The organism is Labrys okinawensis, assembly GCF_047345005.1.
Classification (GTDB): Bacteria; Pseudomonadota; Alphaproteobacteria; order Rhizobiales; family Labraceae; genus Labrys; species Labrys okinawensis.
Genome location: NZ_CP178864.1, coordinates 5,306,980 through 5,328,667 on the forward strand (window position 1 = coordinate 5,306,980; position 21,688 = coordinate 5,328,667).

Here is a 21,688-nt window from a genome sequence, read left to right on the forward strand (position 1 = left end):
TCAGACCGGCCTTCTGATAGGGTGTCTATGAAGGCGGGTCCGAAGCCCCGCGCCCCGAGAGTAACTGATGTTCGAGTATGAATTCATGCGCAACGCCTTCATGGCGTGCACCGTCGTCGGCATCGTGGCCGGCGCCGTCGGCTATTTCCTGGTGCTGCGCGGCGAGACCTTTGCCGGCCATGCCCTTTCGCATGTCGGCTTTCCCGGCGCGACCGGCGCGGCTCTCATCGGGTTTTCTCCCTTCTTCGGCCTCACCGTCTTCACGGTGCTTGCCGGCATCGGCATCGGGCTGCTCGGCGAGCGCGCGCATCGCGATGTCGCCATCGGTATCGTGCTGACCCTCTCGCTCGGCATCGGTCTCCTGTTCCTGCATTTCTACACCGCCTATGCCGGCGCGGTGACCAGCCTGCTGTTCGGCAACGTGCTCGGCGTGAGCCAGATGACCGTGTGGATCCTGGCCGGGCTCGGCCTCGCCTGCCTGATCGGGCTCGCGATAATCGGCCGCCCCCTCACCTTCGCCAGCCTGCAGCCGGAACTCGCCGAAGCCAAAGGTGTGCGACTGGAATCCATCTCGGCCCTCTTCATGGTGATCGTCGCGGTGACGACGGCCGAAGCCATGCAGATCGTCGGCGTGCTGCTGGTCTTCGCCCTGATGGTAGCGCCCGCCGCCTCGGCCATGCACCTTACGCACCGCGTTTCTCACGGCATCGCCGCATCGGTGGCGATCGCGCTCATGACGGCCTGGATCAGCCTCACGCTCGCCTTCTACACGGATTGGCCGACCAGCTTCTGGATCACCGCGCTCGGCTCGCTCGTCTATCTCGCCGCCACGCGGGTTCGCACGAGGCGGGTGCGGTAGGGCAGCATGAGGCCCGAAGCCGGGTGGATACAGGAGGCCTGCGTCGAGGAAATCTCATGTCCCTTGTCGGATCGGCTACGCATCGTTCGTCCTCGGGGCATGGATCGGGCCATCCAACCCGCAATCCACGGAGGAAAGGACGCCGCATGAACACGAACGATACCCACCTTGCCGTCTTTCTCGGGAGCAGGAACAATCCGCGCATGCAGGCGTGGATGGCGCTTCCCGAGGCCGAAAGGCGTGCCAAGGAGCAGGAGGGCATCGCAGCCTGGAAAGCCTGGGTCGAAAAGCACCAGGCTGTGGTCTCGGCCATGGGTGGGCCGCTCGGCAGGACGAAGAAGGTCGGCGAACGCGGCATCGAGGATGTGAGCAACGAGTTGGGCGCGTTCATGGTCGTGCGGGCGGAATCGCACGAAGCCGCGGCCAAGCTGTTCGAGGACCATCCGCATTTCACGATCTTCCCCGGCGAGTCCGTGGAGATCATGCCGGTCCTGCCGATACCGGGTTCCTGACCGCGCACATCCGTTCCATCAACTCACGAGGATAAACAAGCATGCCCAGCACCGTACGCCTGCACCGCGTCCTGGCGACCAGCCCGGAGAAAGTCTATCGCGCATTCGTCGAAGCGGACGCGCTCGCCAAATGGCTGCCGCCCAACGGTTTCACCTGCACCGTGTACCACCTGGAAGCAAAGGTCGGCGGCACGTTCAAGATGTCCTTCCGGAACTTCACCACGGGTAACAGCCACGCGTTTGGCGGTGACTATCTCGAGCTCGTTCCGGGCGAGCGCCTGCGCTACACGGACAAATTCGACGATCCCAACCTGCCCGGCGAGATGCAGGTGACGGTGGCGTTGAAGAAAGTATCGGTCGGTACCGAAGTGGAAATCGTCCAGGCCGGCATACCGGACCTCATTCCACCCGAGGCCTGTTATCTCGGCTGGCAGGAATCGCTGAAAAACCTGGCGCGGCTCGTCGAACCCGAGATCAATCAATAGCGCCTCAGGATACCGGTACCCCGGCTAGTGCGAGAACAAGAGCCGGTCTCGCGCCTGCTGGCTGTTCGCGACATAGAAGCGCTCGAACCAGACCGGCTTGCCGCTGAGCGCCGTCGGCTTGGCCAGGACCAGTTCCGACGGCGTCGAAGCGGCCTGCATCGCCGAGCGGAAATGCAGGTGGTCGAAGAGCTGCAGCGCGTTGATGGCGAAGGCAGTGGCGACGCGCTGGTCCTCGATCAGCACCAGATTGTCGCCATTGTTCTTCTCGCCGCTCGGCGACAGGTTCGAGGAGCCGGTGAACACCTTTGCCGTGGGCAGGTTGAAATCGGTGACCACGAATTTGTTGTGCTCGTGAATGCCCTTGCCGCCCGACCATTCCTTGTCGAAGGGCTGGGGCGCATGGGCAGCCAGATAGGCGAAATCGACGAGAGCCACTGAGCCGTCGGGCTTCTTGATCTCCAGCTTGGTGTTGGAGTCGGCGATGCCATAACTGAACAAATCCCTCTCCATCAGCCTGTCGATCGCCTCGCGCGTCGGGCCCGAGCGGATCTGGTTGAGGAAGGCGATGGCGAAAAACACCGAGGAGGTCGCCTGGTCGATGGCATTGCCCACCGGGTTCAGCGACAGGCCGGTATCGGCATGCGGCGAGAAACCGAAGCTCGCCTTCGGCTTTCCATCCGGCGCGACGGCGTGCCACTGCGTGCTGATGGGGTCGGAGGCGAAGCCCGTTCCGCCCGCGAAGGCAAGCTCGAAGCTCTTGGCAAACAAGGCCGCGACATCCGGCGAATAGAACACCAGCGCATTGTTGGCCTGGATATAGATGCCCCTGAAGCTGAAATTGGTGGAACCGAACAGCACCTTCAACGGATTGCCGTCCCGATGGACGATAAAGACTTTGTTGTGCTGCAAGCTGTGGAAATGCATGCGCTTGACATTGCCGGCTCCAGCGGAGGCCTGCAGACGGGCCGCCGCCTGCGTTTCGGCGCTGTCATCCTTGCCGTGCTCGGCCGAATTGTCGATGACGGCCCGCACACGCGAACCGCAAGCCTCAAGCTTGGCGAGGATGTCGGGCTCGTTGAAGTCGTAGGCGAAAACGTCGATCGAAAGGCTGGGATCGTTCTGCGCTTCCTGCAGCAGGTTGAAGATCAGATCATAGGCTTCGAAGCCGAGCCATTGGTAGACATCGCCGGGAAGCTTGGTGAAGCTCAGGCCGCTGGCGGCGTCATCCGGTATGACATTCGGATTGGCGCCGTATTTTTCGACATAGGCCTGCGAGGAAGCGAAGCTGCGCGTGAAGCCGACGTCGAGGTAGTCGTCGTAGATCATCCTGCCCAGGGAGATGCCAAGATCGGCGACCTGCTCGCCGGCATGGAGCGCGCCTCCATTATCCATGTGCAGCTTGGTGACCCGGTAGAGATAGGCGCCTTCCTGCGGGTTGGCGGGAAAATGGATCCAGCGAAATTTCTGAAAGGGCGCCGAGGTCGAGTCGTAGTTCCGGAAGCCGTCCACGCCCGGGGACGCGCCCGTGTAGTCGAAGTTCAGCCTGTTCTTCAACGCTTTATACTGCGCATCCCCCGGCCTCTTCACCTCGATCGAGAAACCGACGAAATCGGGCTCGGGATTGGTGACATCCATGCCGATCAGGCACATGCGCTCCCCACGCCAGAGCTTGACCGACAAATTCCCGGACTGAGCGGCTTTCATGAAGGCGTCCATAGTGAGTGACTCCTTGGGTTGCAGGATGTTTCAAGGCTGGAAGGAGGAGACCCGTCCTCGGAAGATGCGGGCGGGGGGCCTGCATGGGCGCTAAGATAAGACGCGACATCCACCCTCGCCTTGATGGTCCGCAACTCACTTGAGTTGCGGACCATCAAGGCGAGGGTGAAGCGTTGCGACAACTCCGTCATATCTTAGCGCCTATGGGCGGGGGCCTGGGCGATACGGGCATAGCTCCCAGCCTGGAAGTTCTGAGCCTCACTCCAACAAGCAGCGTTCAAGCTTAAACGCATTTTGCTCCAGGCGGCGCCTACTGAGGGGGCACCTGGAGAATGGAGGTCAGGGACACCCCGGCCTGGCTGAAATCGAGGATCCAGAAGCGGTCGAACACGGTGCTGTCCCACTTCTTGTCCACGACGGGCGGCGTGCTGTCCACTACCGAGGAGGCAACGCCGAGCGCCTTGGCGAGCTTGGGGATGTGGCCGTGGTGCCAGCAGATGATGATCAACGTGCCGTCATAGGCAGGCTGGGACAGCAGATCGCCGGCAAGCCGTGCGTAATCGCCATCCGCATAGCTGGCGTTGAGGGTCATTTTCAACGCATCCGCCGTTGGCTGCAGGGTCTCCACGGGCCGATTGCTCTCCGCGGAAGGCGCCGCGGCGAACAGGAAGTTGGGGTTCGGGAAGAGCTGCGGGATCAGCTTCGCGAGCATTTGCGCGCGGGCCTGCCCGGCCGGGCTGAGATTGGGGTCACTTGGGTCATCCGGCTTTTCGGCATGACGCAAGATCACGACACGCTGCGGCGCCATGAGGATCTCCTGTGGATGGTTTCGGGGTGAGACGACGGGAGGGGGTCGCCTTAGCTGGCAGGCGGGTGAGGAGCGGCCGTGCGGGCGAATTCAGAAGGCGTGGTGTTTTTATTCATGGCCCGTCTCCGGTTACCAATGACGATCCGGTCGTGACGCAAGTACATTTCTGCCCGAGCGCGTGAAAAACGCGTGACCTGATCATTCTATACATTTGGGGGCGAAAATATCCACATTGGATTCCGGAGAAGCCCTCAAAAATGCAATCTATGGGTGCATAATTCCCCGAATTCTAGAATAACCAATATGATGCATGCATAGGTTACTTATCCGGCAACGTTTCCACCCATCGAAAAGCCGTCCGTCGCGGCAGGGCATCTCCTTGAAACGCTGGGCTCGGCTGATGTTCTGAAACGCTGAAATGAGCGCCGGCAGCCATCGCCACGCCATTCTCGGGCGAACGCTCAGTGAGCCTCGTGCCTTGTCGAAGGAACCGTTGGCTTCCAGCGTGACGCTTGCGCGCCTCTCCTTCTCTCTGAATACCAGCTTGCCGATTCCCTGGAGCATAGTGGCTTTAGACCAATAACCAACGAGGCAGGAGAGGCTGTCATCCCCGGCGCGCCTAGCGCGGGAAGGGGATCCAGGGGCCACGAGTGATACCCTTTAGCCCCTGGATCCCCTTCCTTTCGCCCTCTCTCGCCGTCACAAGCAAGAGCTTGTGACGCGCTCGCGAGTGGCTCAACCGGGGATGACAGCGCGCTGATTCCTTGACGATCCACAAGCGTCGGACTCTCTCACCTCCGCCGTCGTCCCACCGCAATGCACACACGCTCTCGTTCCCACGCCCTTTCCGGCTGGGTTGATGAAGAGACCGGGCGATGGCGGCTGCGGGGCAGCCGTGAAAGCAGGATCATGGAAGATGCAGGCCGCACTGTCGATGCGAGCCGCCATCGCCCCGTTCCGGCGGCCGGGCACGCTGACAAAGCATGCAAGGCCACCTGCTTTTCCGCCTTCTGAAGGCGGAGGCGAGCCTGGAGCGGATGGCACGGACCATCCGAACCCGAACCCAGCCGGCTCGGCACAGGGGCTGAGCGACATCCATCCTGGCCGGACGGTGGCATCAGCCGTCTTCACCGCATCGGCGGGACGTGGGGACGAAGGCGTTGCCGGGCTGTTGCCCTTCACGCTTCGTCCAGGGATCACAGGGCACTTCCATGGGGTGCCGATCCCGCCTGTCCCGCTCATCACCCCTGGCGGCCGGCTTCAAGAGAAGCAGGACCGCCGCGCGCGCCCATCGTCTGGACAGGCATCGGGGTGGATGGAGGCGTTCGGGGCCGGGTTGTACACACGCCGGCCGCTGACGCCTCATTCCGTTACGGAATAAAGCATGGGAACAAATGAAAGTCAATATTCGTTCTATTTCTATTCCTACGCCACAGGAGGCGGATGCCAGGCACGGTGCCGTCGATTAGCCCGGTCGCCGACGAGCGGTTTAACCGTTTAACCAAGGGATCGTTCAAGAATGCACGCTTCCAGCGCCGCGCCCGCACTCCCGACACTGGTCTGGCGATTCACTGATTTTTTGACGACCCCTGAGCGCTGCTGTCATCCCCGGCCGTATCCTCACAAGCTTTGCTTGTGAGTGCGCTCTTGAGCGTGGTGAGAGAGGGCGAGGGGAAGGGATCCAGGGGCCGATGGGGCATTACTTACGGCCCCTGGATCCCCTTCCCGGTCCTTCGGACCGCCGGGGATGACAGCCTCACAGCGATGCACTTATTCTCCGCACGTCGCTACCCCCCGTCAGCCCTCTCTATAGTAATAGCTGTACCCGTTGATCGCCGGCGCCCCGCCGAGATGGGCATAAAGAACCTTCGACCCCCTCGGGAAAAAGCCCTTGCGGACCAGGTCGATCATGCCCTGCATCGACTTGCCCTCATAGACGGGGTCGGTGATCATCGCCTCGGTGCGCGCCGCAAGGCGGATCGCCGCGTTGGTTTCCTCGGACGGCACGCCATAGGCGGGATAGGCGTAATCGGGGTTGATGACGATCTCGTCCTCGCGCACGGTGCGGCCGAGACCAACCAGCGTGGCGGCGTTGTCGACGATACCGCGCACCTGGGCGCGGGTCTGCGCCAAGGTCCCGGAAGCGTCGATGCCGATGATCCTCTCAGCACGATCCTGCGCGGCGAAGCCGACGATCATGCCCGCCTGCGTGGAGCCGGTAACGACGCAGACGATGATATAGTCGAACGTGAAACCGAGCTCGGCTTCCTGCTTCGCCACTTCCTCGGCGAAGCCGATATAGCCGAGAGCCCCAAATTTGTGCACGGAAGCCCCGGCCGGGATCGCGTAGGGCTTGCCGCCCGCATCCTTCACCGACTGGATCGCATCCTCCCAGCTCTTGCGAATGCCGATGTCGAAACCGTCCTCCACGAGCCGGCTGTCGGCGCCCATCAGGCGGGTCAGCAGGATGTTGCCGACCCGGTCATAGACCGCGTCGTAATGCGGAACCCATTTCTCCTGGACCACCACGCATTTCATGCCGATCTTGGCCGCCGTCGCCGCGACCATGCGCGTGTGGTTCGACTGCACGCCGCCGATCGAGACCAGCGTGTCCGCGCCCGAGGCAATGGCATCAGGCACGATATATTCAAGCTTCCTGAGCTTGTTGCCACCCATGGCGAGGCCCGAATTGCAGTCGTCGCGCTTGGCATAGATCTGGACCTCCCCGCCCAAGGCCTGCGTCAGCCGCGGCAGATGTTCGATCGGCGTCGGACCGAAGGTGAGCGGATAGCGTTCGAATTTCTGCAGCAGCGACATTGGCCCGTCTCCATGAGTGCGTCATGGACGGGGAGAGTAGAGGAATTGCGATGAAAGTGACCTGCCCCTGAGGTTTTCCTCCATCTTGGATTAGAGTCCGGCCTGCAGTTGAACCGCCCCCATTTGTTGGACCGCCTGAGGCTAGAGTTTCCGGCCTCTTTCACGGTGGCGGACTGGCAGCGCCACCGGGGTTCTGCAACGAGATCGGGGTCTTGTGGCCGATCGCACCGTGCGGTCTGACCTCGTTGTAGTATCTGAGCCAATCCTCCATCTTTTCGGTGGCATCTGCAAGCGTCAGGAACCAGTGCGTGTTCAGGCACTCGCTGCGGAACCTGCCATTGAAAGCCTCGATGAAGGCGTTGTCCGTCGGCTTGCCGGGCCGCGAGAAGTCCAGCGTGACACCCTTGGCATAGGCCCAAACGTCCAAATCTCGCGAGACGAACTCCGAGCCCTGATCGACCCTGATCGTCTTGGGATAGCCGACCTTGGCGCACACCCGTTCGAGTGTGGCGACCACGTTTTCTCCCCGATAGCTGAACCGGGGATCGATGACGGGCGAGAAGCGCAAGAAGGTATCGACGACCGTAAGGATGCGGATTTTCCTGCCGGTCGCCAATTGGTCATGGACGAAGTCCATCGCCCACACATCGTTCGGCCGCGTTGCCGGAGCGCGGTCGTCGCGCAGCTTCGCCTTGACCCGGCGCTTGGGTGTCTTGTTCCTAAGCTGTAGTCCCAACTCATTGTAAATCCTATAAGTTTTCTTGATGTTGATGCCCCAGCCCTCACGATGGAGCATGACGTGGACGCGCCTATAGCCGTAACGGACCCGTGTCTGGCAGATCTCCTTGATCCGAGCTGCGATGCCGGCCTGGTCGGGTTTGCGTGACCGATAATGGTAGGTCGAGCGATCGAACTCCAGGGCGGTACACGCCCTGCGGATCGAGACGTTCCACTCCTTACAGATCACACTCACGAGCTTTCGCTTACGGCCAGGCCTTAGAGTTTTCGGCGGATGACGTCCTGCAGCATCTCTTTGTCGAGAGACAGGTCTGCTACCAGCTTCCTGAGCTTGGCGTTCTCGTCCTCGAGCAGCTTCATCCGCCGCATCTCTGGCGGTGTCAGGCCCTCGTATTTCTTCTTCCAGTTGAAATAGGTCGCCTGGCTGATCCCCGCACGTCGGCAGATGTCCGCCACCGGTACGCCATCGGCGCCCTGCTTGAGAATGAACGCCTTCTGCGCCTCCGAAAACCTGCTTGCCTTCATCGTCCTCCGCTCCTCCCAGCCTGGGGATTCGGCCGCGGAAAACTCTAACTCAAAACGGTCCAGTTTCTTGGGAGCAGATCACAACCCGAATTATGCGGCAGCGGGAATTAGGGAACACTACCTCCTATTCATCGCTCGAGAAACCGAGATCGGTCCTCGCTTCGCCGGCGACATGAATTATGACCTTGGCATCTAGGTTATGGCGGCAAATGCCGATATCGACGTCGGCAAGATCGACAAGCCCAACCTAGTCATCAACTCGGTTGACTCAAAGGGACCAAGCGAACCAGTGATGGTGAACGCCTCCGCGGCCACGAGTTCAGCAAGCGCCGAAACAGATCACAGATATTCAAGCAGTTTCCTTGTTAGTTTTACAAGTCTCCTTTCCCCAATTTTATGGATACGCACTTTAGTAGATGGCGACATAGGTGTCACCGAGGAGAGTTGAGAGGGAGGGAACGAAGTTATTTCACAACAACAATTTGCCTTATTCTCCCCTAAACCAATCTATAACCTCCTGATAACTTTCCTCAGGATCAACGCCTATCATATACTCTCCTTCACTCATTCGACCAAAGATACGTTGCGCCGCGCCTCGTGCTTTGTCAACATCACCCACCGCAGCATAGTAACAGCCCAGAGTATGCAACATATATACCTCTGGCGCCACTTCCATATCGTAGCTAAGTCGCTCAACAAAAGACTCGAGCGGCTTGTCTGGAGACAACCTTCCAAAGACGCCCTGGCCAGACGGCCGCTCAATTAGGCGACTAGCGTAAAAGACAATATTGTTAGTGCGTCGCTTGCGCTCTACCACGTGAGCTGGGTCAACGTCGGTCGCCGTGTCGATTATCTCAGCGTCCAATAGTGTGCGACAAGCTTCCTCGAGGGCACTCAACTGTAAAGACGCTTCTGGAGTTGCGGCGTGGCCGACCCATCTTCGGCTCGCTTCGGGATGTCCTCGGAGCATGATCAACGCGTGGCGCCTTCGAATAAAGCTTTGTAGCCAATGCGGACCTCCTGAACGGTTAGGATAAAGCTTATCGTCATCGACAAGTCTAAGCGCATCGCTTATAGCTCTTTTCTCCAGATCATCGTCTCGTAACTCTCTTGCAAGATAACTCAATCTAAGTCTTGGGAGTGAGGCATATGGATAGTCAACGCAGATTTCTTCATATTCTTGCACCAGCTGGCGAAACCTTTCTGGCCTCACATAGTTTGGCTCAAGTGTCGCGTCTAGAAGTTTAGCGTATAGATAAGACAATTTTATGTGAAACATAAGCGATGGTCTAAGTTCTATTTCCCGACCTTCTTCTATAGCAAATGAAAGGGTTCGAATCACGTTTTCAATGACGCCTTCATGTTCGACTTGAGGAGCCGCCTTCAGCAACTTCCAACCCACATCTTCGTTGCTACGCAAAGCCGGTATCGCCCGCGTAGCCAAATCTGGGTATAGAAGCTCTATTTCCTCTATAATAGAAGAGGGGATGGAAATAGGAGCCAACGAGAGCTCAGGATTGTGAAATCTTCGAAGCCCCTCATAGATCTCACTTATCTCATCTCGCAAGAACTGAGCAATAAAATCGGTACTTGCCTCAAGCCCCTTCAACAAATCCAACAATTCTCTATGAAGATGCTGTGGAATGTTGGACGGCCTGCGCTGTGTCTTTATGGGGGGCGTAGCTCTCTCAATTCCTTGATCCGTTCCGAACAGCACATAACCAATGACCTCCATCGCACGCGCTCTATGAGGCAATACATCGGTCTGTCCACGCTCTTGTAAGCGTTGCAGCGTCTTCACAAGGTCAAGGTGTCGGATACTCGCACGCTCCTCTTGATATGTATTAAGGGACTCTACATGATGCGTTGTATCATAAAGAAAAAGCATCTGCTGCAGGGCTAGGCATCGGGCTTTAGATTCATCATCTGAAACTTCGTCTGCAGATTGGTCCAGGGCGGAGAAGTATTGCCCCAACATGTTGGACAACTCGGGGAAGTCCACCCCAGCTAAGGCTGCGTCGAGAAATTGTGCAGCCTGCTCACGCAGCCTGCGCTCCTTATTGACCTGGCTCACCTTAGAAAGCTCGCGAATGCACCATTCATAACGTTCTTTCGAATCCGACCAATAATCTACGGGATCGTCTAATTGATCTGCGTTTGATCCAAGACGCGCAATTTCTGCGCGCAACAATCGAGCCTCGTCCTCCGTCTCACTGTCGCGCTCGAGTTGGGCTAACTGTAAGGCGCTTCGAGCAAAAATAGCGGCTTGTTTCCACCGGCCAGCACATGCCAGCATAAGAGACCACACTAAGGGGCGCTCTGAGCCGTTCCGAACCAACGACGCAATCCTATCAAGAGAAAGATCCTCACTACCCCTCTCACGGTTATCGAACTGGGCCACTTGAATGGGCCCAACAGCACCAATCGCCAGTGGAGCGATGTAACACCGACAGCCGGTTGATACTTTAGTGACACGTGCCTGAAGGCTCAGCTGCAAATCGTCAAGCAAAAAGCGACTCGATGCGCTACCAAACTCATTAAATCTTTCAATTAGGGATTGATTGAGCGCTTTCTCGGCATTGGCATCGCTGCAAAATAGGGTGATCAACAATTCAGCAAGATCACGTTCGCTTAACACTTCTGATTTTGTCTCCGTTCCTTTTCTCCACTTCATTTCAACAGCAAGCCGACTCCCTTCAAAAGTATCCCAAGTCTCAAGGAACGCTTTGCACGGCTTTTCGAGCACCCTAACCTCGCCTATGTCTCCGACGGCAGTTCTCAAACGGCTTTTCACCTCGCCTCGCCACACGTCGAGAGCGGTTCCCAGAGCAAGCTCCGTAGCGTCATCTAATTTCGCGGCGTCGGCGGTTGTTAAGGCCAGCATCCTTGGATGTCGAACGAGTAAATCGTCTGAGTAATTGGACTGCATTTCCACCGCAGCTCGGAGAAGGCTCCGTGCTCGGCTGACGAGAAAAACCCTGATATTATCTATACCGTTGTCAAGAAGTCTCTTACGCAAGAGTTCAATATAAGACAACGCAGTTGCATCAGCTATATTTGCTTCAACGGTATTTTTACGATACGTAAAAGCTTCCAAATTTCTTTTTGCATCCGCAATGGTAGCAACACTCGGCCGGACGTGACGCAGTTTCTTAGAAATCTTTTCTTCAACCCCAAGACTTGACCAGGGGATATCTTCAAAGAGTGTTAGTTGACTGTCGTTTAAGATCGCCTTCAAACGCCTCTGCGGGCTAAATAGGCTGTCCCGCATAATTGCAGTAAGGGTTGGAGCATGAGTCTGAAAGAAACTTACAACTGCAAGCCGAAGCTCACGCTTGCGTTCCTCGGTTCCGTGCTTTGCAACATCCGCAAATTGCTCCATCCGATCCTTGTTTTTGCTTATCTCTTGACGGGCTTGCTGAACGAGATCGAGTATGTTATCTAATAATAGATGGAAGCGAAAGGCAATTTCTCTGTCCATCTCTTCAGCATGCGATGGTATTATACCACATATTTGTGACGGATCAAACAGTAACCCATTTAGAATTTGGTTGTGACGTAAATTTACTGTGGTGTGTCGTGCCTCATCTCCGAATTCATCCTCACACAACATCTTAAAACCTTTAAGATTGCCTGGTGCATCTGGATCGATGTAGGCTTTGATCTCGTGTGAGTCGAGAAACACAAGCATTCGAGCGCCTGGTGTTTCACGCAGGAACTTGCGATCGGAACTGTATGCCGCGTAGAGTTCTCGAAGGATCGCCGCCTCATGGTCCAAATTAGCTATTGAGGGCCTTTGCGTTAGTCGCAATTTATGCATTGTAGTGAGCCCATTTTCGGCGAAGGCGTGTAAATTCCCGTCGTGGAAGCTCAGGCGGTTGATTGGTTACAATCATCGCAATTGCTTCTGCTACTCTAGTTCGCGGCTTTATCCAGAGGTAGGTGTACTCCCGCTTACCTTCCGGATTAGTAATCTTTGCAACTCGCGATCTGGCCAACGCCCCAAACTGTCGAACCCCCTCTAAGACATCGTCTTCGTAATCGTAACCGCCTTGGCTTCGATCACTCTGAAGCTGTGGAGGCCGTGGCCGTAGTTCGATGGCATGATTTTGGTAATCTGACAGATGATGTATTAATAGAACCCCTAACTCGTCCTCGGCTAACGGCGCTAAGGCCCGCTCGAGCTGTTGGTAACCACAATTATCTAGCGAACAAGCTATGTTACGAGCCACATGCCCAAGTCGCGGCAAGCTCTTTCGATCTTGCAAACCCCGATGATCTCGGCTGCTCTCCCATTTGAGGTAGCGAGCGATAAGCGCGATTGCAGCCACTGGGTCAGTGCGCCGTGACTGTAAAGCAGCCGGTGCAAGCAACTCCATTTCGTCGCACCCAGGACTCTCTCGTCGAATTTGATAGTCGCAAGCCTCGACAGCTCTCTGGTTTTCCGCGATGCCCGGACAAGCCAAGCTTGCAAGCGCCGTGTAAGCGACGCGCCTTGCTGTTCGGTCCGCATTCGAGCGAAAAGTACGGGTGGTGATCGCTCCCATCAACGCGTCTGACGTCGTTGCGAGCTTACTGACAGCAGCAATACAAGCTAATGCGAGAACCTTAAACACATCACCGTCTAGAGCTGCTTTTCTTATCTCATGATCGAGTGTAGGGGCCAAATCTTGGTTGGTTGGGTGTCTTCGTTGGGCAGCCAGGGCAGCACGGGCCGGCCAAAAAACGGCACTCGGATCTCCAGCCGATTCGATTGCTGTCCGAAGAGAGGCATCAAGATCGAAGAGTGCCGATGGGTTTTCGCTGAAACTTCCTTCGAGTTTGACGGTCCAGTCTTGTAATTGCGACAGTAGCGGATCTGGAGCTCGGAACGAGTAATCTCTTAACTTTGCTACTCGGCGCTCCGCATCTGCGAGTTGTTCGTGCAACTCTGAACTTTCACCTTGCTGAATCGAGCGCCGCGCTAACTTCATTCGTTGTTCCGCAGCGCTTAGCATGGACTTGCGAAGCGCTGCCTCTTGGACCATCCCTCGTTCAAGCGCCTTCACACTCGCTCCCGCAGTCGCTATGAAGTCCTGCGCCACTTTTGGATCAGCGTCAGTGCGATCAGAAGTGGAATGAAGAGATTCTGGAGCCAACCTCCATATCCCGTCATCGCCTGGTACTGGCTCGACTAAACTTTTATTATCACGGAGTATTTTTTCGACCGCCCGCGCGCTGAGTCCAGTTAGCTCAGCCACATCGGCTACTCGAAATAGCCCAAGCTCTTTTGCGACATCTAAAACGCCGCTCGATCCGTTTTTCGCACTTTCTCTCAACCTGAAAGCCTTTCGAGTATCGAAAGTGCGCTGTTGTTGCCGTCAGCTGCGTTGAATGCGGCTATTATGTTGTGCAATTCACGTGGATCGCTTTCAAGCATAAATTGAATATTTACAAGATCTTTTACTCGCAGCGTAGGATCTCTAGTGATCGCGTTAAGGCGCAACGAAAATATTGTAATAGGATGTCGTGAGAAGGGAAGTTTATTTAGCTTATCCGAATAGCTTTGTACAACGTCATCAAATATTTCTCGACCTGTAGAAAGGTCCAAGTCTCCTTGCATTGAGACATCGTTACCATATCTTGCATTATGCAGATCTTCAATCTGGCGCATTGCATAGCGAACCTCGCTCCCACCATTGCGAACCTCGCTCTCGCTTTGTAAAGGAGTATGGCGGTGCAAGTTCAGCCATTGAACCGTAAGTTTGAACGCGAGTCGATCCATCCACCCTTCGGACCAGGGATCCGAGGGTTCTGCGTCCAATCGAATATCTGGTTTATCCAGAGACTGATAGGCATGACAAAGAATCTCATGCAAAAGAATATAAGATAATAGGTTAAATTGTTGCCACCCAAAAGATTCATCTCTAATCTCAAGCCCAACTTTTGTGAAGTATTTGCCTTCTTCTGCCAACGGCAACGATTGTGCGTAGCCGCTTACTGAAAATCTTTGAACGATTGCCTGGGAGTCCTCGAAAGTTCGACGGCTGGTTGCAAACTTTATGGGAAGGCTTGGCATGCTATTTCTATATGGGAGTGCGCACCACAGGCTTTCCACCCAATTCGATAAACTAGCAAACCGCTTCATGAGTGGCTGGATGCAATTGCCTCCACCGGGGGCAGAAACAGCGCCGTAGGTCGGATTGTGGCGGTCACATGCCGGGATAGATTCGCCATTGTCTTTTGGTTTACAATATGAGCAACGACGCTTATCCAGATGCTCAGTAAGTGTCTTCAGTTTATCGCTTAGCCCTGGCGTAATTTTCCCTCTAAAATCGTCACAGTGGATCCTGACCTTGTCTGCCAGCTGTGTGAAACTCTGATCGAGTCCACCATCTTCGGAGCCGAGGCAATCTGCATGTGCCTCTATGAGCTTGAGCACTTTTCTGTCGTACCCAGATCCCACGTGTATCCTTGCGTTTTCCGCCAATAGATAGCGAGCTGCGAATGGCGTTAGCTCGGATAGGTCAAGGTGCTCTGTCATGGCTTGTTCAATCACCTATGGCAGTGCGGTTGTCAGAACGAATCGCGGGAAGCAGTACTTCTTTCCATAGACGTGTCATACGTTCCTTCACTTCGTCCTTGACCATGCCAACAAAGACCGGAACGACAATGCTTGTCGCGGTCCAATGTATCACGGCGTATAATAGGGTGGGATCAAGGCCTGAAGGCGATTGAATTTCTACAGGTGGCGGCCCAGGATGCAAATCTTCTGGCTTTATCCTAAGCGCCGCGGCGATCCGCTTGCGGCCAAAGTCAGAAGCTAACGTCTCAGACCAGACCTCAGCAACGCGCTCATCAAGTTGCTGACGCGTCAGATCGCCACGCTTGTGTTTTGAAATACGATCTTCTTTTGTTGTGTTCGAGATGGACATTTCCTCTTCCTCATCCGATATAGTGAGTAGCGGCTGTTTCTGAAGTACATCCAAAACGTGCGTTCATGGTTTTGATATTCTGAATACGCGAATTTGCAATCCACATCTCAGTTGGAAGGACATATATATACAAGGTCGCTGTTATAAGCTTTTAATTCTTAGTATGCGTCACGTATGCGTTGAGATATTTTAGGAGTATGTAACACTATACTTAACACGACTAACTTGGCGCTTGACGACAAGCGATTGACATCGCTTCTGTGCTGCTTCAAGTGAGGAATTGGAATACAATAGTAGCAATACTCGCCCTTTAAACGTGACATCGCCGTGATTCGTGATATACGGAATTACGAATAGTGAAGGCTGGCGATAGCGCGATTTTCAAATTGGACACACAGTGCAATTGATCTACACCGCGTTGAAGCGCAGGAAGCGGCTGGCGTTCTGGGAGACGCTGAAGATATTGCCCGGCGCCAGCACCACGTCCTTCTCCAGCGCGCGCACGGCGAGGGTGGCGGAGCCGAGGCCCTAGGGGAGTTTGGCCCACAGGAGTATGCCGGCCTCGGGTTCCGTCCAGAAAGTGAGGCTGAGCCTTTGCAGCACCAGTCGGCGGTCGCGGCCACCGCCTTGGCGAGGCGCGGGCGGAGAGCTTCGAAGTGGCGCCCGTAGCTGCCATCGGCGAGGAGGCGGAAGGTGGTCTGGGCCGCGATGCCGCTGCAGCCGATGCCGGTGGCGCGTGGGAGGGCCTTCCCCGCCTTGCGCGACGAGGCCACACCGGGCGGGTTGAAAATTTCGCTTCTGCAGGCTTGGGTTGCTTGATGCTGCCTCTATTTCATTCCACACCGTTCGCGATGAGGAATGATCGGCCGGACCAGCAGCGGGTGTGGAGGTGGTGCTTGCTCGCCGCCATTGCCATGCATGTGCTCGCCGCCGTGCTCATCCTGCCATTGTCCCTGGTGTCGCCTCTCAAGGAGGAGCAGGTGATCACGGTGGAACTGGTGCCGGAGCCCAAGCCGCCGGAGCCCAAGCCGCCGGAGCCCAAGCCGCCGGAGAAGCCAAAAACGCAGGCGCCGCCGCCGGTCAGTTCGCCTCAGCCCGAAAAGCCGCCGGAGGCGACTGCGCCGATTACGCCGCCGACGAACGCTTCAAGCGCGCCGCAAGGCCAGGCTTACGTGCTGAAGTTCGGCGACAAGGATGCCGGCCCTCGAAAATCGCCTGGCCAGAACGCTGAAAGCGGTGCAGCCGCGCCCGCAGGCTTGCCCGATCTGGACCGGCATGGTCTTTCATGGACGCTCGCGGTGACGACCGACGCGCCCGACCAGATTCCCCAGGGCGCACCGGCCAAGGCGGCAAAGCCCGGGGATGGCGCCCAGATAAAACCGGACTCGGCGCTTCGTGAGGCCACGACATTATTTTCGCAGGACGCAACCAACGATGTGAGTTCCATGATGGCGATGGGGTCCACGTCGCGCGGCCAACGGGTCGGCAACCTTTGCTTCTCGGAGTTGGGCGCCCAACTGCTCTATAGCTCGCCTCCCTATACCATGGACATGGGTCCCAGGTTGTCGCTTCCGGAGGGCACCGTCCTCGAAGCGCCGCACGAGGCGTTCCACGCGAATTCGACGTGGTATGAGGTGAGCTTTCGTTGCGAGGTAGACGCGCAGGCCACGAAAGTCGTGAGCTTCGCTTTTCGGGTCGGAAAACCCATTCCGCGCAGCGAATGGGCGAGCCGTAGGCTTCCCTCGGAGTAGAGAGGAAGGGGATTGGATGGGGGTCTTGAATGACCTTCGCGATGGCGTCTCGATTTCTCCGCGCCTGATGCAGCAGGCAGTGGTGCCCGTGGGCGCTCACTTTGCGATATGAGGCGCAGGATTGGAGTGTCGATCTCCAGATCGACATCCCCCCTTCCGGCACACGCGGCGTTTCCAAGATGTCGATCTCACCACATCGGCTTTGGCCGATGTGGTTGTGGAGATCGACACTCCGCGTTTGGCGCGCCCTCACCTCGCAAAGTCGGCGCTGGCAGGCTGAAATGCCTCCGATCCCAGTATATTCCCCAGCACGTCGAACAACCGCTTGTCCCCACTCTGCGCCACGTTGAAGCGCAGGAAGCGGCTGGCGTTCTGCGAGACGCTGAAGATGTTGCCGGGCGCCAGCACCACGTCCCTCTCCAGCGCGCGCATAGCGATCGTGGCCGAGTCCAGCCCTTCGGGGAGTTCGGCCCAGAGGAACATGCCGGCCTCGGGCTCCGTCCACAAGGTGAGGCCGAGGCTTTGCAGCCGGTCTGATGTCGCGGCCATCGCCTTGGCGAGGCGGGGGCGCAGGGCTTCGAGGTGGCGGCGGTAGCTGCCGTCGGTGAGCAGGCGGAAGGTGGTCTGGGCCGCGATGTCGCTGCAGCCGATGCCGGTGGCGAGCGCCAGGTCCGTCAGGCCCTCGATCCAGTCGGCCCGCGCCACCACATAGCCGCAGCGCAGGGCCGCCGTCAGCGTCTTGGAGAAGCTGCCGAGATGGATGACCCGCTCGAAGCCGTCCAGCGCCGCCAGTCCCGGCGAGGGGCGGGCCTCGAAATCGGTGAAGATGGCGTCCTCGACCAGGATGAGGTCGTGCTGCTCGGCGAGCTTGAGCAGGCGGTGGGCGGTGCCCACGCTCACCGTCGCGCCCGTGGGATTGTGCAGCACCGCCGTGGTCAGATAGAGCCGGGGGCGGTGTTCGGCGCAGAGACTGGCAAAATGGTCGAGGTCGGGCCCGTGCGGCGTATAGGGCACGCCGATGATGCGGGCGCGCTGGGCCTGCAGCATGGCCTGGAAGTTGAAATAGCAGGGATCGTCGACCAGCACCGTATCGCCGGGCTGGAGCAGGAAGCGGCAGACGAGATCGATGGCGCGCGACCCGGAATCGGTGAGCAGGATCGACGCGGGGTCCACCGCAAGGTCCCGTTCGACCAGGCGGCGGGCGAGATGCTCGCGCAGTGGCCAGAAGCCCTGCGGCAGGCTGTAGGCCGACAGGTTCGCGCCCTCGTCCCGAGCCACGGCGCGCAGGCCGCGGCGGATGATGTCATCCGGCAGCCAGCTGTCGGGCAGCCAGCCGCAACCCGGATGCAGCACGCCCGCCCGCGGCGTCAGCGCCTGGCGGTAGATCCAGAGGGGATCGATGGCGCGGTCGAGCTTCGGCGTGTTTTCCGAAGGAGCGAAGGGCCTTACCCGTGTCGTCGCGAAGAAACCGGAACCCGGCCGGGCCTCGACCGCGCCCTCGGCTGCCAGCCGGTCATAGGCCTCGACGATGGTCGATTTGGAAACCCGCTGGCGTTCGGCGAGGCGCCGGATGGAGGGCAGGCGCACGCCGGGCGCCGCTGCGGCCAGCCGCCGGATCTCGGCCATGGCGAGTTCGATCAATGTGCCAGCCTTGGTCTGGTCGAGCATGTGTACCCCTCACATGTCCAGTACAGTTTGGCGTGATTGTACTGGCCTGTCCCTGTTCTGGCCAGTGCGATTCTGGGAAGGTTGGGGTGTGACGAGGCGCCCATATCTGCAAGCAAGTGAAAGCGTAAGACGATGGACGACAAGACGGCCGGCTGGCTGAACGGGTTTCTGGGCGTGGCGATCTTCTCCGGCTCGCTGCCGGCGACGCGTATCGCCGTGCATGACCTCACGCCGCTCTTCCTTACCACCGCCCGCGCCGCCATCGCCGGGCTGATCGGCATCGCCCTCCTGCTGCTCCTGAAGCAGAAATGGCCGCGCCGCGGTCAGATCGGCTCACTCTCCCTCGTGGCGCTCGGCTGCGTGGTCGGCTTCCCCCTGCTCACCGCCCTCGCCTTGCAGAGCATCACCTCCGCGCGCGCCACGGTCTTCATCGGGCTGCTGCCCCTCTCGACCGCCGTGTTCGGCGTGCTGCGCGGCGGCGAGCGCCCGCGCTTCGGCTTCTGGCTGTTCTCGCTCGCCGGCGCCGCCATCGTGGCCTTGTTCGCCCTCAGCCAGGGCAGCGCGGGCGATGCCTGGGGCGATGGGCTGATGATCGCTTCCATCCTGGTCTGCGGCCTCGGCTATGCCGAAGGTGCCCGCCTGTCGCGCACGCTCGGTGGCTGGCAGGTGATCTCCTTCGCCCTGGCACTGTCGCTGCCGGTGATGCTGCCGCTCGCCCTCACCTGGGCCCCCGGCAATCCCGCTGCGATCGGCTGGCCGGCACTCTCGGCGCTCGCCTATGTCTCGCTGTTCTCGATGCTGATCGGCTTCGTGTTCTGGTATCGCGGCCTCGCCCAGGGCGGCATCGCCACCGTCGGCCAGCTACAACTGCTGCAGCCCTTCCTGTCGCTGGCGCTGGCGGCCCTGCTGCTGCACGAACAGGTCGGTCTGATGGTCTGGGCGGTGGCGGCGGGCGTGGTCGTCTGCGTGGCCGGAGCCAAGCGCTACGCCTGATGGGAGTGGCGGTCTCCGACCGCCAATCTCGGGAACGCTGCGCTTTACAACACAGGAAGATGGCGATTGGAAATCGCCACTCCGCGTTTGGCGCGCCTCGCTCTGCGCAGTTGGCGTCAATAACGTCGCAGCCGGGACTCTATCCTTGCCCCGCGCCGCCGCATCTCTATGACAGGAACGCAACGAAGGATTTGCGTTTCCGATGACACCCCGCAACTTTCCGGTGTTGCTACGCCGCCGCACTGCGACGACCGCCGGCGCCATCATCCTCGGACTCGTGGCGCTGGCCTTTGCCTGGAGCGCCGACCAGGCCTCGAAGCTCTTCGAAGTACTGGTCGGGAAAGCGCCTTATGCGCCCGTGATCGTCACCCCTGCCGGCCTTGCGCTCCTCGTCTACCTCACCCGCCGCTTCGCGCCGCTGGCGCGCGGCTCCGGGATTCCACAGGTCAGCGCCGGCTCGGAGGATCCCGGCCACGCGGTTGCCTCCGGCCTGATCTCGATGAAGACCGCCGCGTTCAAATTCGCGGCAACCGTCGGCGCGCTGCTGATCGGCACCTCGGTCGGGCGCGAGGGGCCGACGGTGCAGATCAGCGCCGCCATCATGGCCTTCATGCACCGCTCGCTGAAGATCGAACTGTCCGCCGCCGTGGTGATCGCGGGCGGGGCGGCGGGCGTCTCGGCCGCCTTCAACACGCCGCTGGCCGGCATCGCCTTCGCCATCGAGGAGCTTGCCGCCTCCTACCACCAACGCCTGGCTTTGCTCGCCATGGCGGCGGTGATGATCTCGGGCCTGGTGAGCCTGGGCATTGCCGGCGACTATGTCTATTTCGGCGCCGTGCACGAGATGCTGTCGCTCAAGGCCTCGCTCCTCATCGCACCCCTCGCGGGCGTGCTCGGCGGCCTCTGCGGCGGGATGTTTTCCAAGGCTGTGCTGAGCTTCGGCGCCACGACATCGGCACCCATTGTGGCCTTGCGGCGCAAACCCATGCTGCTGGCGGCCCTGTGCGGCCTGCTGGTGGCCCTCACCGGCATCGGCACGGGGGGCGCAACCTGGGGCGCCGGCTATGACGCGGCCCGTCAATTGGTGGAGTCGCATGCCCAGCCCCTCTGGTTCGGGCCGGCCAAGTTCTTCTCCACCCTGGTGACCATGCTGAGCGGCGTGCCCGGCGGCATCTTCGCGCCCTCTCTCGCCACGGGCGCCGGCGTCGGCAATCTCCTCGCCTGGATCTTCCCTGGCCAGCCGCTCGGCGCCGTCGTGCTGCTCGGCATGATCGGCTATTTCGTCGGCGTGGTGCGTGCGCCGCTGACGGCCGTGATCATCATCTCCGAGATGACCGACAGCCGCGCCATGGTGCTGCCGCTGCTTGCCGCCGCTATCATCGCCGACGGCGTCTCCGCCCTCGTCTGCCGCGAGCGTCTTTACCACGCCTTGTCGAAGGCTTTCATGCCGACTGCCCAGCTAGACAAGCAAGCCCGAGAAGTTAAGGCCTGATTCAGCTTGTTGCAGATTTGTGGCATTACGCGCAATGAGCGGTGTTTTTCGAGATTTCCTTCAACAATTTTTAAGTTGGGGGCCCTAATTTCAAGCTCGCATGGTCATTCGAATTGTGTGAGCGTACCCATGACCGAAGTTCTTCGCCCCCGGGTGAAATATGTTATCGGCCCGGACGGCAGCCCGTTGACGGTTGCGGATCTTCCTCCGCCCGGCACGCAGCGCTGGGTGATCCGGCGCAAGGCCGAGGTGGTCGCCGCCGTGCGCGGCGGCCTCCTGAGCCTGGAGGAAGCCTGCAGCCGCTATGTGCTGACCACGGAAGAGTTCCTGAGCTGGCAGGCCTCGATCGACCGCCATGGCCTGGCGGGCTTGCGCACCACGCGCATCCAGCATTACAGGCAGTAGCTGTC

General features: G+C 58.9%; 16 protein-coding genes. 7 read left to right on the forward strand and 9 right to left on the reverse strand.

The features are described 5' to 3' along the window. Positions 1-67: 67 nt before the first annotated feature. The 3 genes from ACMDCR_RS24835 (at position 68) to ACMDCR_RS24845 (ending at position 1,856) form a co-directional block, all read left to right on the forward strand. Positions 68-859 carry a metal ABC transporter permease gene (locus ACMDCR_RS24835; RefSeq protein WP_413989184.1) on the forward strand — a complete coding sequence of 264 codons (792 nt, stop codon included), beginning with the start codon at positions 68-70 and terminating at the stop codon, positions 857-859. 146 nt (positions 860-1,005) lie between these two features. Continuing rightward, positions 1,006-1,371, forward strand: coding sequence for a hypothetical protein (locus ACMDCR_RS24840; RefSeq protein WP_413989185.1), 366 nt, complete (start codon positions 1,006-1,008; stop codon positions 1,369-1,371). A 41-nt stretch (positions 1,372-1,412) separates the two neighbouring features. Next, positions 1,413-1,856 (forward strand): SRPBCC family protein, encoded by a 444-nt coding sequence (locus ACMDCR_RS24845; RefSeq protein ID WP_413989186.1) that lies wholly within the window; start codon positions 1,413-1,415, stop codon positions 1,854-1,856. Between the two features lie 24 nt (positions 1,857-1,880). Here the strand turns inward: ACMDCR_RS24845 and ACMDCR_RS24850 are convergent, their stop codons facing one another. From ACMDCR_RS24850 to ACMDCR_RS24885, 8 genes are all read right to left on the reverse strand, one after another. Continuing rightward, positions 1,881-3,560, reverse strand: coding sequence for a phospholipase D-like domain-containing protein (locus tag ACMDCR_RS24850; protein ID WP_413989187.1), 1,680 nt, complete (start codon positions 3,558-3,560; stop codon positions 1,881-1,883). Between the two features lie 322 nt (positions 3,561-3,882). Then, positions 3,883-4,380 carry a hypothetical protein gene (locus ACMDCR_RS24855; protein ID WP_413989188.1) on the reverse strand — a complete coding sequence of 166 codons (498 nt, stop codon included), beginning with the start codon at positions 4,378-4,380 and terminating at the stop codon, positions 3,883-3,885. Positions 4,381-6,177: 1,797 nt separating this feature from the next. Continuing rightward, positions 6,178-7,197, reverse strand: coding sequence for a 1-aminocyclopropane-1-carboxylate deaminase (locus ACMDCR_RS24860; protein ID WP_413989189.1), 1,020 nt, complete (start codon positions 7,195-7,197; stop codon positions 6,178-6,180). Positions 7,198-7,357: 160 nt separating this feature from the next. After that, positions 7,358-8,460, reverse strand: a protein-coding gene (locus ACMDCR_RS24865) for an IS3 family transposase (protein ID WP_413989190.1) whose coding sequence is annotated in 2 segments (ribosomal slippage) — positions 7,358-8,199 and positions 8,199-8,460 — 1,104 coding nt in all. Because the reading frame shifts where the segments join, the coding sequence is not laid out codon by codon here. A 487-nt stretch (positions 8,461-8,947) separates the two neighbouring features. Continuing rightward, positions 8,948-12,151 (reverse strand): hypothetical protein, encoded by a 3,204-nt coding sequence (locus ACMDCR_RS24870; RefSeq protein WP_413989191.1) that lies wholly within the window; start codon positions 12,149-12,151, stop codon positions 8,948-8,950. Positions 12,152-12,272: 121 nt separating this feature from the next. Continuing rightward, positions 12,273-13,778: a hypothetical protein gene (locus ACMDCR_RS24875; protein WP_413989192.1), complete on the reverse strand. Its 1,506-nt coding sequence runs from the start codon at positions 13,776-13,778 to the stop codon at positions 12,273-12,275. Beyond that, complete coding sequence (locus ACMDCR_RS24880) at positions 13,775-14,983, reverse strand: hypothetical protein (RefSeq protein ID WP_413989193.1); 1,209 nt, start codon at positions 14,981-14,983, stop codon at positions 13,775-13,777. Before ACMDCR_RS24880 ends, ACMDCR_RS24875 begins: the two co-directional genes overlap by 4 nt. Before the next feature lie 7 nt (positions 14,984-14,990). Continuing rightward, on the reverse strand, positions 14,991-15,374 hold the full coding sequence (locus tag ACMDCR_RS24885; RefSeq protein WP_413989194.1) for a hypothetical protein: 384 nt from the start codon (positions 15,372-15,374) through the stop codon (positions 14,991-14,993). Between the two features lie 896 nt (positions 15,375-16,270). Between ACMDCR_RS24885 and ACMDCR_RS24890 the strand changes: the two genes are divergently transcribed. Beyond that, entirely contained in the window at positions 16,271-17,125 is an 855-nt protein-coding gene (locus ACMDCR_RS24890; RefSeq protein ID WP_413989195.1) for a DUF930 domain-containing protein, read from the forward strand. 249 nt (positions 17,126-17,374) lie between these two features. Here the strand turns inward: ACMDCR_RS24890 and ACMDCR_RS24895 are convergent, their stop codons facing one another. Next, positions 17,375-18,793 (reverse strand): PLP-dependent aminotransferase family protein, encoded by a 1,419-nt coding sequence (locus tag ACMDCR_RS24895; RefSeq protein WP_413989196.1) that lies wholly within the window; start codon positions 18,791-18,793, stop codon positions 17,375-17,377. 132 nt (positions 18,794-18,925) lie between these two features. On the opposite strand from ACMDCR_RS24895, the gene ACMDCR_RS24900 reads away from it, so the two are divergent. The 3 genes from ACMDCR_RS24900 (at position 18,926) to ACMDCR_RS24910 (ending at position 21,683) form a co-directional block, all read left to right on the forward strand. Next, on the forward strand, positions 18,926-19,786 hold the full coding sequence (locus tag ACMDCR_RS24900; protein ID WP_413989197.1) for a DMT family transporter: 861 nt from the start codon (positions 18,926-18,928) through the stop codon (positions 19,784-19,786). A gap of 202 nt (positions 19,787-19,988) precedes the next feature. Next, positions 19,989-21,278: a chloride channel protein gene (locus tag ACMDCR_RS24905; protein ID WP_413989198.1), complete on the forward strand. Its 1,290-nt coding sequence runs from the start codon at positions 19,989-19,991 to the stop codon at positions 21,276-21,278. A 129-nt stretch (positions 21,279-21,407) separates the two neighbouring features. Next, complete coding sequence (locus ACMDCR_RS24910) at positions 21,408-21,683, forward strand: DUF1153 domain-containing protein (protein WP_284313151.1); 276 nt, start codon at positions 21,408-21,410, stop codon at positions 21,681-21,683. Positions 21,684-21,688: the final 5 nt, after the last annotated feature.